Annotated in this window: 16 protein-coding genes and 1 other RNA gene; 1 reads left to right on the plus strand and 16 read right to left on the minus strand. The window is 47.0% G+C overall.

Annotated features, from left to right (window positions below):
* Window positions 1-296: 296 nt before the first annotated feature.
* The 16 genes from AC58QD_RS18435 to rpoE all read right to left on the minus strand — a co-directional run bounded on the left by AC58QD_RS18435 (window position 297) and on the right by rpoE (window position 14,626).
* Complete coding sequence (locus AC58QD_RS18435; RefSeq protein ID WP_497335904.1) at window positions 297-560, minus strand: pro-sigmaK processing inhibitor BofA family protein; 264 nt, start codon at window positions 558-560, stop codon at window positions 297-299.
* A 1-nt stretch (window position 561) separates the two neighbouring features.
* Window positions 562-843, minus strand: coding sequence for a DUF2508 family protein (locus tag AC58QD_RS18440; RefSeq protein ID WP_497335906.1), 282 nt, complete (start codon window positions 841-843; stop codon window positions 562-564).
* Between the two features lie 133 nt (window positions 844-976).
* Window positions 977-1,576 carry a recombination mediator RecR gene (gene recR / locus AC58QD_RS18445; RefSeq protein ID WP_497335908.1) on the minus strand — a complete coding sequence of 200 codons (600 nt, stop codon included), beginning with the start codon at window positions 1,574-1,576 and terminating at the stop codon, window positions 977-979.
* 34 nt (window positions 1,577-1,610) lie between these two features.
* On the minus strand, window positions 1,611-1,928 hold the full coding sequence (locus tag AC58QD_RS18450; protein ID WP_497335910.1) for a YbaB/EbfC family nucleoid-associated protein: 318 nt from the start codon (window positions 1,926-1,928) through the stop codon (window positions 1,611-1,613).
* A gap of 51 nt (window positions 1,929-1,979) precedes the next feature.
* Window positions 1,980-3,776 (minus strand): DNA polymerase III subunit gamma/tau, encoded by a 1,797-nt coding sequence (gene dnaX / locus AC58QD_RS18455; protein ID WP_497335912.1) that lies wholly within the window; start codon window positions 3,774-3,776, stop codon window positions 1,980-1,982.
* A 90-nt stretch (window positions 3,777-3,866) separates the two neighbouring features.
* Window positions 3,867-5,285 carry an ATP-binding protein gene (locus tag AC58QD_RS18460; RefSeq protein WP_497335914.1) on the minus strand — a complete coding sequence of 473 codons (1,419 nt, stop codon included), beginning with the start codon at window positions 5,283-5,285 and terminating at the stop codon, window positions 3,867-3,869.
* 147 nt (window positions 5,286-5,432) lie between these two features.
* Window positions 5,433-5,700, minus strand: an RNA gene (ffs, locus tag AC58QD_RS18465) — signal recognition particle sRNA large type.
* A 38-nt stretch (window positions 5,701-5,738) separates the two neighbouring features.
* A complete protein-coding gene (locus AC58QD_RS18470) occupies window positions 5,739-6,122 on the minus strand; it encodes a hypothetical protein (protein ID WP_497335916.1) in 384 nt (127 codons plus the stop codon).
* Between the two features lie 82 nt (window positions 6,123-6,204).
* Window positions 6,205-6,402: a 50S ribosomal protein L31 gene (gene rpmE, locus AC58QD_RS18475; protein ID WP_497335918.1), complete on the minus strand. Its 198-nt coding sequence runs from the start codon at window positions 6,400-6,402 to the stop codon at window positions 6,205-6,207.
* A 97-nt stretch (window positions 6,403-6,499) separates the two neighbouring features.
* Window positions 6,500-7,741, minus strand: coding sequence for a radical SAM family protein (locus tag AC58QD_RS18480; protein WP_497335920.1), 1,242 nt, complete (start codon window positions 7,739-7,741; stop codon window positions 6,500-6,502).
* 43 nt (window positions 7,742-7,784) lie between these two features.
* Window positions 7,785-9,062 carry a transcription termination factor Rho gene (rho, locus tag AC58QD_RS18485; RefSeq protein WP_497335922.1) on the minus strand — a complete coding sequence of 426 codons (1,278 nt, stop codon included), beginning with the start codon at window positions 9,060-9,062 and terminating at the stop codon, window positions 7,785-7,787.
* An 86-nt stretch (window positions 9,063-9,148) separates the two neighbouring features.
* Window positions 9,149-10,402, minus strand: coding sequence for a UDP-N-acetylglucosamine 1-carboxyvinyltransferase (murA, locus tag AC58QD_RS18490; protein WP_497335924.1), 1,254 nt, complete (start codon window positions 10,400-10,402; stop codon window positions 9,149-9,151).
* 79 nt (window positions 10,403-10,481) lie between these two features.
* Complete coding sequence (gene fba, locus AC58QD_RS18495; RefSeq protein ID WP_497335926.1) at window positions 10,482-11,336, minus strand: class II fructose-1,6-bisphosphate aldolase; 855 nt, start codon at window positions 11,334-11,336, stop codon at window positions 10,482-10,484.
* A 342-nt stretch (window positions 11,337-11,678) separates the two neighbouring features.
* Window positions 11,679-12,074, minus strand: a complete 396-nt coding sequence (locus AC58QD_RS18500) for a response regulator (protein WP_497335928.1) — start codon at window positions 12,072-12,074, stop codon at window positions 11,679-11,681.
* A 156-nt stretch (window positions 12,075-12,230) separates the two neighbouring features.
* Window positions 12,231-13,847 carry a CTP synthase gene (gene pyrG / locus AC58QD_RS18505; RefSeq protein ID WP_497335930.1) on the minus strand — a complete coding sequence of 539 codons (1,617 nt, stop codon included), beginning with the start codon at window positions 13,845-13,847 and terminating at the stop codon, window positions 12,231-12,233.
* A 194-nt stretch (window positions 13,848-14,041) separates the two neighbouring features.
* The gene (gene rpoE, locus AC58QD_RS18510; protein WP_497335932.1) at window positions 14,042-14,626 is read right to left on the minus strand and encodes a DNA-directed RNA polymerase subunit delta; all 585 of its coding nucleotides are present in this window, start codon (window positions 14,624-14,626) and stop codon (window positions 14,042-14,044) included.
* Between the two features lie 393 nt (window positions 14,627-15,019).
* Here rpoE and AC58QD_RS18515 point away from each other — a divergent pair, with 393 nt between their 5' ends.
* Window positions 15,020-16,192, plus strand: a complete 1,173-nt coding sequence (locus tag AC58QD_RS18515; RefSeq protein WP_497335934.1) for a S8 family peptidase — start codon at window positions 15,020-15,022, stop codon at window positions 16,190-16,192.
* Window positions 16,193-16,207 lie beyond the last annotated feature (15 nt).

Here is a 16,207-nt window from a genome sequence, read left to right on the forward strand (position 1 = left end):
CTCTCCATAAAGGTAGAAATTTGACTTGCTCTTAAAACGAGTCTAGCTTGTTTTTGGCCATATGGCCGTTAAAACTTGCACGTTCGTTGTTCAGTTTTCAAGGAACAATCTTGCTGTCTTCCGGTGAGAACCTTCCGAACAGCGACCTGATTAATATACCACATTCGCCTACTCGATTGCAAGAACTATTTTTCATATTCACTAGCATCGCTCTCGGGCAGAACATTAATCTACCACGAAATAAGAGAAGAAGTCAAATTACAATTTCTACCTGACTTCATTCTCTGCCGCGTCCCTTATACAACCGTTAATTTTAATCCTACCAGCATCAACAACCCAGGCACACCTAAGACCACAACCGAGGTCACTGTAGGCAGATTAATCGGGATTCGGAATCCCGTATAAACGCTAAGCAAATTCAAAAAATAGAGTAGAAACGCCGCAACAACAACATGCAGCATAGCATAGGCAACCCAGTTTCTCGCATGCTTATTACGCAGCACCAACACCGCCAAGAGAATAGCAGAGACTAAGAATAATAGGAGTATGAACAGATCCATGCTATCCCTCCGCCGCTTTCGGATATCCAACAGTCAGCACATGAAGCTTCATAAATTTAGCTTTCCTGAGCAACATTTCATACTTCTTCTCTGCCGCTTCCATAGCATATATGGCATAATCAATCTCATCCTGTCCTTGTGCATAGTTGAACTGGTACTGAGCATTCTTCCAATCCTGTAAAGCTATTCGCACCTCTTCCATCAACCTTTGCTTGTCCGGCATTAGAACATCCTCCTCTACTCGACGTCCAAATATACCCCTCCAAAATGTAAATAACCCCATATCTCCACTCCCTAATCTATGAATGATCGCTCATTTCTATAAATATGGGAGTGGGAGAAAGTTAGAACAACAAAAAGAACCCTGCTATAACCGCATCAACCAAACGGTTAAACAGAGTTCTATGTTCCTATAATCAGAAAAGCTCCCGTCTTCCTTCTAAAGCTTTGGAGAGTGTCACTTCATCTGCATATTCCAAATCGCCGCCCACAGGGAGTCCATGTGCAATTCGGGTCACCTTAATCCCGAACGGCTTAACCAGCCGCGATAAATACATTGCCGTGGCTTCCCCTTCCAAATTCGGATTCGTTGCCAGAATCAGTTCCTGCACCTGGTCGTCTCCGAGCCGTTTCAGCAGCTCCGCCATTCTAATCTCATCTGGTCCAATCCCCTCCATAGGAGATATAGCACCATGCAGGACGTGATAGTACCCCTGAAATTCTCTCATTCGCTCCAGGGCTACAAGGTCTTTGGGCTCCTGCACCACACAGATGATCGAAGCATCACGGCTTCTGTCCTGACAAATTCGGCAAGGGTCGACATCGGTTATATTACAGCAAACGGAACAATAGTGCAGATTGCGCTTTACACTAACAAGTGATTTGGCAAAATCAAGCACATCTTCTTCCTTCATCCTCAGGACGTGAAAGGCGAGTCTACCCGCTGTCTTAGGACCGACGCCCGGCAACCGGGTGAAAGCATCTATCAGTTTAGCAATAGGTTCCGGGTAATACAAAGCATTAGCCCCTTCGCAGTTAAAAGTCGTTACTCTAGAACAAACCAGGCATCTTCATTCCGCCTGTGTATTTTCCCATATCCTTCTCAGCCAACTCTTCTGCCTTAGCAAGAGCGTCATTAATCGCTGTCAGAACAAGATCTTGAAGCATTTCAACATCGTCCGGATCTACTGCTTCCGGTTTGATAACGATGTTCGTAATTTTACGTTGGCCTGTAGCTGTAACGGTAACAACTCCACCGCCGGAAGAGCCTTCAACCACTTTGTTCGCCAGCTCTTCTTGCGCTTTTAGCATCTGTTCTTGCATTTTCTTAGCTTGTTTCATAATTTGCTGCATGTTATTCATAGACATACACCCATCCTTCTCAAAAGTTATGGTATTCTAACGGTGGTCAAAGTTTTATCAATCCTTAATGACAACCAACTCTTCCCCGAACAGCTGCACCGCTTCCTCGATCCATTCTTCCTTGGCCTTAGCAGGTGCCCCGTCCGCGGCTTCCGCTTCCATCCGAAGCTCTTCGGCCGGTTCTTGAGCAACAGCGCGAGCATCCTTCCAATCCTTCATCATGATGGTAGTCAGCTTCGTTTGTGTTCCAAGCACCTCACTGATCACCGACTCAATAATTTCCTTATGCGCCGGTTTCTCCGTCGTATCGCGATGCATCCCGCTCTTAAAAGCAAGAAGCACCGCGTCTCCAGTTGCAGATACCAATTCCCCATCCACAAGCCAGGCATGAATGGTAATCCTTCGCTCTTTCACCTGCTGAAGCACTTGACTCCACTTGGATAACGCCTGCCTAAAGGAATCGGATTCGGTCTGCGAAAGAAAAGCATCTACTTTGACGGATGACTTCACACCGCCTCCAGAGGTGCCAGCGCGAGAACTGGACGAAGGCCTGCCACTTTCTGAGGCTTTGGCTGCCTGAGCTGCTCCGGCCCCTCCACCGGCTGCAACCGTACCCGATTGCGCTAGCTTGGTTAATTGGCGTTCTAGCATATCCACCTTTTGTCGAAGCGCAGCAAGCTCGCCTGCTGGTGTGCGATCTGAACCCACACCCGCACTAGAAGGGGCAGCCTTGCCAGCATCCGCACCCTTGCTGCCCTCCTCTTCTACGCCCGCAGTTGTACAGATCTTCATAACCGCTACTTCCAGCATAGTCTGGGGCTGGGCAGAATATTTCATCTCCGACTGATAGCGATTCAGCACATCAATCATTGTGAATAATTGCTCCGCTGAGAACCGATTCATCCACTGCCCTGCCTGGTTAGCATCAAGAATTCGGTCTGTCATCCCTTGTGCTCCCGGCACCAGCTTAAGCATCAGAACATCACGGAAATATAAGATTAGATTCTCCATGCATTTCTCGGCACTCCGCCCTTCGTGCATGAAAGCTTCGATCTGTCCCAAACAATCCGCTATATCCTGTGCAGCTATTGCAGCAGCCAGTCTGCCGAACTGTTCGGCCCCAATCCCGCCTGTTATAGCAAGGACCGCTTCGTACTTAATCTCATTCCCTGTATAGGCAATGATCTGATCCAGAACACTGAGCGCGTCCCTCATGCCGCCATCCGACAGTCTAGCGATGTATTGAACCGCTTCCGGTTCAGCCGTTACCCCTTCTTGTCCGCAAATGTAATTGATTCTGGATATTTGCTCTTCCAGAGACACTCGGCGGAAATCAAAACGTTGGCATCGCGATAAAATGGTTGCCGGCAACCGGTGCGGCTCCGTGGTTGCCAAGATGAACATGACGTGGCCGGGAGGTTCCTCCAACGTTTTCAATAAGGCGTTGAATGCCTCGGTTGTAAGCATATGCACTTCATCAATAATATAAACTTTTTGTCTGACTTCAGTAGGCGCGTATTTCGCCTTATCTCGAATGTCGCGAATTTCCTCTACTCCCCGATTGGAAGCAGCATCAATCTCAACGACGTCCATAACAGCCCCGTCCGTAATTCTCCGACAGGCAGAGCATTCGTTACAAGGCTCCTCGTTCGGTCCATTCTCACAGTTGACCGCTTTGGCCAATATCTTGGCAGCGCTTGTCTTTCCCGTGCCCCTCGGGCCATTGAAAAGATAGGCATGCGACATACGGCCTTCCCTTAAGGCATTCTGAAGCGTCTGGGTAATGTGCTGCTGCCCGACTAATTCCCGGAATGCTTGCGGTCTCCAGGTGCGGTATAAAGCGATGTGCGCCATAAAGATTCCCCGATCATCACTATCATTTTAAAGCAACTACATTATACTATATCTCGGGAAGCTTGACCAACGGCCAACTTCACATGTCCCTTATTCTCGAATATAGGGCATACTCACTGTAAAAGTCGTACCGAACCCCTTCGAAGACACCCTTATGCTGCCGCCAATATCGTGAATGATTCTTTGACAAACAGACAACCCGAGACCTGTTCCGCTATCTTTGGTAGTGAAAAAAGGATCGAATATTTTATCAATTAAAAATGCCGGAATCCCTGGACCTGCGTCATGAATATCGACACTCACTTTCTGTTCAGCAGCGTCAACACGCTCTGTTAGCGTCAATGTCCCTCCTGTCACCATGGCTTCAATTCCATTCTTGCACAAATTAATAAATACTTGCTTGAGCAGTCCTTGATCTGCAATCACCTTGGGCATCTGGTACACGGATTGGTATCGAATGGTTACATTATGAAGAACTGCTTGGTTGTTAATAATCGGCAGTACATCCCGTATAACGCCTGACATGTCCGTCTTGTCATAAGAAACATGCCTCGGCTTGCTCAGGAGCAGAAACTCATTCACAAGCTCGTTAATACGGTCTATCTCTGTCAGCATCAATTCCGTGAAGCCATGCTCCTTTTCCATCCCCGTATGGACGAACGTCCGTTGAAGCACTTGCAAAAAACCTTTGATCGAGGTAAGGGGGTTCCGGATCTCATGGGCGGTACCTGCTGCAATCTGACCAATCATAGCTAATCGATCGCTTCGCTGCACCTGCTGCTCTAAGGAACGAAGGTTCGTAACATCTTTGAAAATGACATACGCTCCGACGATTTGGCCATCCGGATCTTTGATCAGATTAGAATCCATCAACAGCTCATAACGCTCGGCGTTATTGGTCCAGCTAACCGCATAATTGCGCACAACAACACCATCTAGCACATTCCGCCGGACAAGCCGATGTTCCTCTGGCACTACACGAAACACATCATCAACGGAACGGTTCAATGCCGAATCTTTGTGCACCCCCAGAATACGGCATGCTGTATCGCTAATATCCACGAGCGTAAACTTGTTGTCAATTAGCAGCACACCCAGGTTAACATCCTTGATGAACATCCCTGCAAATTGCTGAAGAAGGCTCAATCCGCCAACCCTGTGATCACGCAAGATCATCAACCAATTCTCTTGTCCATAAGCTTCAACCCTATGTATACTTCGATGCATCCGGGATTCAGTGCCATCCGCTCCTCGAACCGCAACATATGTTGAAGAGCTCTGTAACCTCTCCCCCTCATTCCAATCGATCAAGCTGGATTCTACCGGGTCATTGGGAAAAAACGGATTCACCGACATCCCTTTCGCCCCCATGGCTCCTGTGACACTTGTAAACATAGCATTGCTATTCAAAATAATCCCGTTTCTATCTGTTAACACGGCCGGGTATGCAAATAACTTATGCAAATAAAAATTCAAATCCTCTTCAGATAAATGGATTTTATGCAGCAATTTATGACCACCTTTACGAATAGGCTGGCTATCCATAAATATACAATTCGATGTGATCCGCGTTTTCCCTTTTTTACCATAACACAAAAAAAACACCGATCGGGTCGCCCCTATCCAGTGTATTCTGTGTAACCATAAAGTTAAGTACCGTGCACCTGATGTTGATCAATGCGATCCAAGCGTTACCTCTACCGGTTAGCTCGAGTTAGGCAACCCCCCGGCACATGAACGATCCAGCTTACGGCTGCTTCCTTCCGGACCTGACCGGATTCACAGGTGTCCATTGCGGAGGACCCGACTGTCAACACTACGTATAGAGGGCAGGCCTTACATCGACAAGACCTCCAACAGGAATTCAACCCCGCTACAGCGGATTGCGGGCTACAGGGCACCGCTACCTCCCCATCTAGCACGGCAAAAATAAGTATAGCCGATCATGCTCAAAAACGCAATCTATCTGGCCATTTTTACATAATATTGGTAGCGCGGCGCGGCTTTGGTCAATTCGATCTCGGCTTCCTGCTTGATCCGCGCCATGTCTGCGTCGGTCGCATCCTTAGGAAGGAACAACTTAATCGTAGCATGCGATCCATTGAGATTAATCCGAGAATCACGGATACCCGAAATCTTGCTCAGTGCGTCCTTCATCATGTTAGAATCTTGCTGATAACCATGATAAGTCGGGTTAATGGGAAGATTAGGATTCGAATTCGACATCCCCATGTAGCCGTCCTCTTTATAGGTCTTTGTCTGATCGGTTGCAGAGTTCGAGCATCCTTCTGCAGCAAATACAGCCGTGACAATTAGGCTCAGTGCAGCTATTCGTTTCATCCACATAAAAGAAACAACCTCCCTTTACCATTAGGATGGCCAAGAGAGGTTGAAATATGCTATGAAATCTCAAGAACAGCGAAATTGCTTATACGCCGTATTTCTTCTTAAATTTATCAACACGACCGCCAGCATCGATAAACTTCTGCTTACCTGTGAAGTGCGGGTGGCAGGCCGAGCAAATTTCCACACGAAGATTCTGCTTGATGGAACCGGTCTCGAACGTGTTACCACAAGCACATGTAACCGTAGTAATGTTGAAATTAGGATGTGTGTTAGCTTTCATTGAACTTCACCTCTTTCCGCCCTGGATCTGTTTGTCGAACCAGAGTTATATAGACACATAACGAGATTATAGCACGCAGTCCAGGCTCACGCAACTTTTATTTGATAGGCGGAATATGCGTGTAGGATCCAATTACAACATCCGGCAGTTCAGCACGGTAGATGTCCAGCATCTGCTTCATGCCGTATATTTCACCTTGCGGCTTAGGGATAAGCTCCAAATAACTTTCTGGATCAATGTTCAGATTCCTCATCTGAATCAACTTAAGTCCAGTCCGGCGAACAAATCCTAGCATAGCCTCAATTTCTTCCTCGCGATCCGTGACACCAGGGAAAATTAAGTAATTGATGGATGTATATACTCCGTGATCTGTAGCATATCTAAGCGACTTCTCGACATTGGCGAGGTTGTAGGCTCTAGGCTTGTAATAAGCGTTGTAATGATCATCCAGAGCACTGATTGTGCTTACCCTCATCAAATTAAGTCCTGCATCAACGATCCCGCGAATGTGGTCAGTCAGACCGGCATTTGTATTGATGTTAATATACCCGTTAGCCGTCTGCTCCCGTACTCGCTTGATGGCAGGTATAATAAGCGCTGCTTGTGTAGAAGGCTCTCCCTCGCACCCTTGTCCGAAGCTAATAATCCCGTCCGGTGTTTGGAGGTGCTCGAGCATAACCTCTACAATCTCATCCGTAGTCGGTTTGAAGCTCATCCGAGTCTGCGGCGCCGGGAATCCACTGTCATCCGGTTGTTCCGATATACACCCGAAGCAACCCGCATTACAAGAGTAAGAGACCGGAACAGCGCCCTCCAACCGATTTAAGAACGTGTTCGATGCTGTCAAACATTCATACTCCAAGGCGCAATTCGTCAGATGCTGATATAACCGATTCTCCGGATATTGTTCATTGATACGCTGAACTTGTTGCTCCAGTTCCGTTACATCACAATTGCGTGGATTCCAAGGCTCTGGATCGTCAGTAGATTCGGCTGCGACAAAAAACTGCCCGTCCTTCCACACAACTGCCGTATATCCAAAAAGAGGGAATTTCTTGGTTTTGTCCGTCTTGGCATACCCAGGCAACAACAATCGCGTGTACCCTTGAGGCAGCAAAGCACCTACAGCTAAGCAGTCTTCAAGCGGCTTCATCTGGCCGGCTTCCTCATCCCATCCAATGGGACGGGTGTCAGGCAAGCTTACCATTGTAGCACCTTCAGGCAGAGGAATAAGCTCCTCTTCCAGAATTTCCGTAATCATATCCCCGCTCCGCCCTAAGCCCAATAACTCGGGATGGTCGAAGACGTTCCCTTTGGCGTCCGCATATACAAGATACATGCGCTTCACCCCTATTCACTTACAGAGTTAGAATGACCTCAGATTAAGAAGCCGGGTGCTTGACTCGTTTCGGATCTGGCTTCACTTCGAGAGCATCCAGGAACTCCTGATTAGTCTTCGCTTCCCCGATTTTCTTAATCAACGATTCCGTAAATTCGTGAGAGTCATTCATATTTTTGCGAATGGCCCAGATCTTATCCAGCTCTTCCTTGGTCATAAGCATCTCTTCGCGTCTTGTACCCGAACGACGAATGTCGATAGCAGGGAATATACGGCGCTCAGCAAGCTTACGGTCCAGGTGAAGCTCCAAATTACCTGTACCTTTAAATTCCTCATAAATTACATCATCCATACGCGAACCCGTTTCAACCAAGGCAGTTGCTAATATGGTCAAACTTCCGCCCTCTTCAATATTCCGAGCGGAACCGAAGAAGCGCTTTGGACGATGGAACGCCGCAGGGTCAATACCCCCGGTTAATGTACGGCCGGATGGAGGAATGACCAGGTTGTAGGCGCGTGCAAGACGAGTGATACTGTCTAGCAGAATCACAACATCCTTCTTATGCTCGACTAGACGTTGAGCACGCTCTAACACGAGTTCCGCAACCTTGATATGGTTCTCCGGCAGTTCGTCGAATGTAGAAGCTACGACCTCGGCTTTTACAGATCGTTGCATATCCGTTACTTCCTCCGGACGTTCATCAATCAGTAAGACAAACAGTTCAACTTCGGGATAATTATTCGAGATACTGTTGGCAATTTCCTTAAGCAACAACGTTTTCCCTGCCTTGGGCGGTGCGACAATTAATCCACGCTGTCCCATACCTACCGGGCTTAACAAATCCATGATTCTTGTGGAAAGATTCGTTGGGGAAGTCTCAAGAACAAATCTCGTTTGAGGATAGAGAGGGGTAAGAGCTGGGAAGTGGAGCCGTTCTGCTGCGGTTTCCGGCTTCTCACCGTTAACAGCTTCAACTTGAAGCAATCCAAAATACCGTTCATTTTCTTTGGGAGGTCGACATTTGCCGGATACGATATCCCCGGATCTCAGATCGAATTTGCGAATCTGGGATTGGGAAATATAAATATCCTCTGTGCTCGGCAAATAATTAATGGGACGTAAAAATCCGTATCCTTCCGAGAGTACATCAAGTACACCTTGCATGAACATGAGTCCGCCCTTCTCCGCTTGCGCTCTCAAGATGGCGAAAATCAGTTCTTTCTTCTTCATCTGGCTGTAAGACTGAATCTGATGCTGTTTGGCCAGTTTGTACAATTCTGTCAGCTTCAACGTTTCCAGTTGCGAGAGTTGCATATCCATTGTTTTATTAACCACCACACTATTAAATTTTCATGTCTGCTATCTATCAAATCAGCATTGCCGATTTGTTCGTAATCTATTCTCTGCTATTCTTCTTCCCAGATGTCTGCACCCAAATTTTTGAGATTCGCCACCAAATTCTCATAACCGCGATAGATGTACTCTGTGCCAGTAATCTCTGTAACACCTTGCGGGACGGTTAAAGCTGCTATGAATAAGGCTGCTCCTGCTCGCAAGTCGGTCGCTTTCACTTTTGCTGCGCTTAACGGTCCGCCTTCAATTACGGCTGAACGTCCTTCAACTTTGATCTTAGCACCCATTCGTACTAATTCCGGAATATGTTTGAATCGATTATTATACACATAGTCGCTAAGTATGCTTATACCATTTGCTTGTGTTAGCAAACTTGTCATTGGTGATTGCAGATCTGTAGCAAATCCAGGATATACAAGAGCTTTTACATCAATACTCTCATACTCCGGCTGTCCGACAACACGAATAGACTCATCCATCTCGTAAATATGAACGCCCATCTCTTGCAACTTAGCGGTTACCGCCTCAAGATGCTTTGGAATGACGTTGTCCACAAGCACATCACCTCTAGTCGCGGCAGCAGCGATCATGTAGGAACCCGCCTGGATCCGGTCCGGAATAATCGAATGCCGGCAGCCATGCATGGCATCGACGCCTTCGATCCGTATTGTCTCTGTACCGGCTCCTTTGATCTTTGCTCCCATAGCAGTAAGAAGTGTGGCTACATCTATGATTTCAGGCTCTTTGGCCGCATTTTCAATCAAAGTAATACCCTTGGCTCGTGAAGCTGCTAACATTATGTTAATGGTTGCGCCTACACTCACTACATCCAAATAAATCTTGGCTCCACGCAGAGCTTTCGCACGAATATGAATAGCTCCATTCTCGTTGGAAACCTCAGCACCTAATGCTTCAAAACCTTTAATATGTTGATCAATCGGTCGAGGCTCGAAATTACAGCCACCCGGCAAGCCTATTATAGCTTCGCCGAATCGTCCCAGCATCGCACCCATCAAATAGTAGGACGCTCTTAGTTTTTTGACATTGCCATTCGGCATTGGAATGGATCGAAGCGAGCTCGGATCAATGATCATCTGATCGCCTTCCCACTGAACACCTGCACCTAAATCTGATAGTATCTCTGTATAAATCCCCACATCGCTTATCTTAGGGAGATTATCCAGAATAACTGTACTCTCAGCCAAGATTGCTGCAGGAATTAGCGCCACTGCACTGTTTTTTGCACCACTGATTTGTATCGTACCTCGCAGCGGACGTCCCCCTGCAATCAATAATTTACCCGTCATCCGTCCTTATCCCTCCAGAAGACACCAAGAAGAGAAACAGAAATCCGCCGCCTTAAGACGGCGAACTCCCATCCTATCTTTAAGCCTGATTACTGCTACCGAACAAACGAATTTTTGTTTGAACTACTTCTACCATAGCTTTGCGAGCCGGGGTTAAATATTTACGTGGATCGTATACCTTGGAGTCTTGACTCAATACTTGACGGATTGCTTCCGTACATGCCACTTGATTCTCTGTGTTCACGTTGATCTTGCCAACACCCGCTTGAATAGCCAATCGAATCGCTTCATCCGGAACGCCGGAACCGCCGTGAAGAACAATCGGAACTGGAATAGCCTTTGATACTTGCTCAATGATATCGTAATGGATCTTCACTTCGCCTTTGTACATTCCGTGAGCGGTACCTACAGCGATAGCCAAGCAGTCTACTCCTGTTTCTTCGTAGAAGCGGATAGCTTCCTCCGGTTTGGCCAGGTTTGCATGCTCTTCGTCGACGTTGATATCGTCCTCTACTCCGCCAATTGTGCCAAGCTCACCTTCAACGGATACCCCCATAGCATGGGCTGCTTTTACTACTTCTTTCGTCAGACGGATGTTCTCCTCCAACGAGTAGTGGGAACCGTCGAACATAACGGAGCTGAATCCCGCACGGATACATTTCATAGCAACTTCGAATGTGCTGCCATGATCGAGGTGAAGGGCAATAGGAAGTCCAGACTTCTGAGCCGCAGCCTGAGCAATGGCAACGGTGTATTCATAACCCATGTACTTCAATGCGCCTTCGCTGACACCAAAAATGAACGGTGATTTCTCTTCGATCGCCGCATCTGTAATGGCTTGTGCAAACTCAAGGTTGTTCATGTTAAATTGACCAACAGCGAACTTACCCGCTTTGGCTTTTGGCAAAAATTCATTCATAGAAACTAGTGGCATGGTGGATCCTCCTACTATTTATTTGTACGACCCCAAGCATAAACGACTTAACCGTCCTTACCAGGGACGGCACCGTTGTGTATACAATACCAGTTGATCGTATAGGAAAACCTATGCTGTCTGATATCCAAAAAGGAGCCGGGCTCGGTTAGTCGCCATAGCACGCAGTAATTATATCACAAACCTCTTCACAATGGTAACGCCTGCTCTGTATTAGTAGGGGAGTAACCAGCAAAATGGACTTAGTCGTCCTTATAAGCGGCAACGATTTATCGTAGAAATATTAGAAAAGGATGACCTTGTACTTTCAGATATTTTAAGAAAAATGGACCCTGATTTCACTCAGGATCCAATCGCCATTTTGGGAGAATCAGGATTCCGCAGCTGCTTGTTCACAGCTTGCCTAAGGTCATCAATATCGAAGGGCTTGGTAAAATGCATCAAAGCCCCAAGATCCGTTGCTTCCTTAATCATATCCAGTTCTCCGTATGCGGTCATCATGATGACTTTGATGGAAGGGTTGATTTGTTTGATATGCTTCAAGATATCGAGTCCGTCCATCCCTGGAATTTTCATATCCAGCAAAACGAGATCAGGCGGGTCCTTACGAACAATCTCTAAAGCGAGCTTCCCGTTAGAAGCCTGAGACGTTTGATAACCTTCGGAGCTGAACACTTCAACCAGCAACACCCGGATGCCATTCTGATCATCGACAATCAGTACTTTTCTCTTCTCCAACCTGATAACCCTCCTATTCAAAGCCAACTCGAGAATCAAGCATTGTCCTATTCCTACTACTATTGGAAATAATTCGATACTAATTCTCAGTTTCCTGCCGCCAAAGAAGATTCCTTGAAGGTTTTACAAAAAAAGTTATGAATTGTCTCTTACAATTTAGGCTTCGGTTTGTCCATACTCTAGTGATGCGCGTACAAAATGTTTGAAAAGCGGCTGCGGGCGATTCGGTCTGGATGTAAATTCAGGATGGAATTGAACGGCCAGAAACCAAGGATGATCCGGCAATTCAATTACTTCCACGAGTCTTCCATCCGGGGAAGTACCTGAAATTTTTAATCCCACTGATTCAATCAAATCCCGATATTCATTATTGAACTCATACCGATGCCGATGTCGTTCATATACGAGTTCATCTTCATAACATTTCATAGCCAAGGTACCTTCAGCGATTTTGCAAGGATACAAGCCAAGTCTCATGGTACCGCCCAAATCCTCAATCTCTTTCTGTTCAGGAAGAAGATCTATAATTGGATAAGGTGTAGTCGGTTGGATCTCTGAGCTGTTCGCGCCATCCAACCCAGCTACAGAACGAGCATATTCGACAACAGCTACCTGCATACCTAAACATATGCCGAAGAATGGAATTTTTTGCTCACGCGCATAGCGGATTGCCGAAATTTTCCCTTCGATACCGCGATCTCCGAATCCCCCAGGCACAAGGATCCCATGCACGCCTCCAAGGAGCTCGTCCACATTGTGATCGTAGATCTCTTCTGCATTGACCCAGCGAATATTAACGTTAGAGTCGCAGTCGATCCCCGCATGCCCTAATGACTCCACAATACTTAAATAGGCATCATGCAGAGCAACGTATTTACCAACAATTGCAATTTCGGTCTGGTGTTGAAGCTGCTTCACACGTTGGACCATCTTTTCCCACTCACGCATGTCCGGAGGATGGCTATAGTTATCCAATTTCAAATGCTTTACTACGATGTCATCTAAGCCTTGATCACGCAACATCATCGGAACTTCATACAAAGTCTCCGCATCCTGATTTTCTATGACCGCACTTGCATCAATATCACAGAACAAAGCCAGCTTCCGCTTCATCTCTTCCGAGAGCGGATACTCGGTACGGCACACGACTACATTTGGCTGAATTCCGATACTGCGGAGTTCTTTTACACTATGCTGAGTAGGCTTGGTCTTCACTTCGCCTGCAGCTTTCAAATAAGGGATGAGGGTGACATGAATATACATCACATTATCCCGGCCGATATCACTCTTGATCTGCCGAATCGCTTCCAGGAAAGGCAAGCTCTCTATATCGCCAACCGTTCCGCCAATCTCAGTGATCACTACATCGGATTGCGTCTCCCGTCCTGCGCGGAATACACGGTCCTTGATCTCATTCGTAATATGCGGAATAACTTGAACGGTACCGCCTAGATAATCACCGCGGCGTTCCTTGGTAAGTACGGAAGAATAAATCTTACCTGTAGTGACGTTACTGCTTTTGGACAAATTAATATCAATGAAACGCTCATAATGCCCCAAGTCCAGATCCGTCTCTGCACCATCGTCCGTTACGAATACTTCTCCATGCTGATACGGACTCATGGTTCCTGGGTCCACATTAATATAGGGATCAAACTTCTGAATCGTAACCTTCAAGCCCCTGTTCTTCAACAATCTGCCGAGTGATGCCGCCGTGATGCCCTTTCCCAAGGACGATACGACCCCGCCCGTTACAAAAATATATTTAGTCACTGTGTATTACCCTCCGATCGATCTTGTCCCGCCTTATCATATTATCTACAAAAAAAAATAAAAAGCACACCCGTAAATACGGGGCACTTTCTATAATAATCCTGTTATGAACGGATTTTAAAACTTTAGCCCAAAAAATAGTTTACCTATTTGAGAGGAGCCTGTCAAGCGAACCTGCATGCTCTTGGACTTACTTATTTATCGTCTTCCTCATCGTCGTCTTCGTCGCTGTCTTCCTCATCGTCGTCAAAATCGCTGTCTTCCTCGTCGACCTCGACAATGCCAGCGATATCTTCATCTGTTTCCTCAATACCTTCGCCTTCGATCGGCTCCTCATCGACTTCAGCTTCGAAGAAATCTTCTTCTTCCTCTGCCGGCTCACCATCAAGGCTCGTATACTCACTTTCTTCTTCTGTATACGTTTCTTCCTCTTCCGGATAGTAATCGTCGTCGTCATCGTCTTCATCGTTAATAATACGCGGATGTTTGGCGCTGTTGACTCCGTCGTCGGACTTATCAACTGGGTACCACCGCTTAAGGCCCCATAAATTCGTCCCTACGCATGCGAATCGACCGTCAATGTTAATTTCCGTATATAATTGCGCAATTACCTGCATGACTCCGTCATCGGACAAATCTTTCAGTTTAGCAATTTCTTGCATCAGATCCCGGTAATAAAACGGGGTATTGGACGCTTTTAGCACCTCAAATGCAAGGTCAACCATCGGCATTTCTTTAGCCTGTTCAGCAGAAATCTTTAGCGTATATGTGCTGCTCATTGGGCTACACACGTCCCTTCAACAATTCATTAATCTACATTATGGGTGCCTATCCTTCTAAAATACCCAATATCTTCATTAAGTAAAACCTATTTTTTATAAAAATGCAACTAGCCTTAAAAAATTACAATTATCCAGTGATAAAAAAAACGGAAGCCCCCTAAGGCTCCCGCATCGACTGTATCCGCATCTTGGTGGACGATTGCCGGCCACCACCCTGCTTCCGTATCAAGAGCCCGAAATGAACTCTCCATCCATTCTATGGAACTTTGGTTACCTTGACACTTCAAATTGCCCATTTACGCGAAAAAAGGCACTCATCTCAGTCGGGCTATGCACAGCGCACATATGATAGCGCAAGAAAGCATATGACGTGCCCGGGAGGAATTCTAGTTGAACGATGCGGCCTTATTGCGCTTGCTGCAAGTCCCCCCCGTACCTTCTACGGAACCTGCAAAAAAACACATCATCCATTTCAAAACCAAAGCTGACTATCTTCATTTTATTTGCAGTTGGAGCAGCTCGGGGCCGTCATTAAACGCACTTCCGCCCATCCAGCCGATTCAACTTATTCATGCCATCTCCTGCACGTTATCGTCTGTTGAAGACTTAGACAAACATCCCGGTATCCGATTCATTGAAGAAGACGTTCTTCTTCAGGTCCACGCTCCAATCGCGCGACTCGTCTCTCAGAAATCCGGCGGCATTATTGAGGAAACCTCCACCGTCCCCTGGGGAGTTCGCCAAATCAAAGCTCCAGAATCCTGGAGTCATGCCAAAGGCAGCCGCATTAAAATCGGGGTCATCGATACTGGGATCGACTATATGCATCCGGACCTTCGCGGCCGCATCTCTCGAGGCGTCAATCTCATAAAAAAAGGCAGTCTTCCGTCCGACGACAATGGCCACGGCACGCATATTTCCGGAACGATTGCCGCCTCCAATTCCTATTCCGGCTTGGTCGGCGTTGCCCCGATGGCGATGATTCATCCAGTCAAAGCGTTCGATCAAAATGGAACGGCATTCGTATCTGACATCATTCTCGGAATTGATTGGTGTGTTCACAACCGCATGCACATTATCAACATGAGCTTCGGCATGCGTAACCGCAGCAAATCGCTGCATGATGCCGTGCGGAACGCCTTTGCCGCAGGCATCTCTGTGGTAGCCTCCTCGGGTAATGATGGGAGGCGTTCACAGATTGATTATCCGGCTCGTTTCGCACAGACGATTGCGGTCGGAGCCACAACAAGACATAAACGGATAGCTCCATTCAGCAATCGGGGCAAAGCGATCGATATATATGCACCCGGCGACAAGATCCATTCCACTTGGCTAGAGCGCAAATATATGGAGCTGAGCGGAACATCTATGGCCACATCGCATGTCAGCGGCGTGATCGCCCTCATGCTGACGCTGAAGCCTGATCTGAACCCCAAGGAGATCAAAGCGCTGCTGCGCAAATCGTCAAATCCGATCACAGGATTCCGTGCTAAGGAGCCCAGCAGCTGCGGAGAGATCGACGCTGTGCGTGTGCTTAAAGTATTGAAGCCGCAACCTACTTAAAGGTTACGGCTTTTG

It is taken from the genome of Paenibacillus sp. J2R1T-4 (assembly GCF_059692235.1).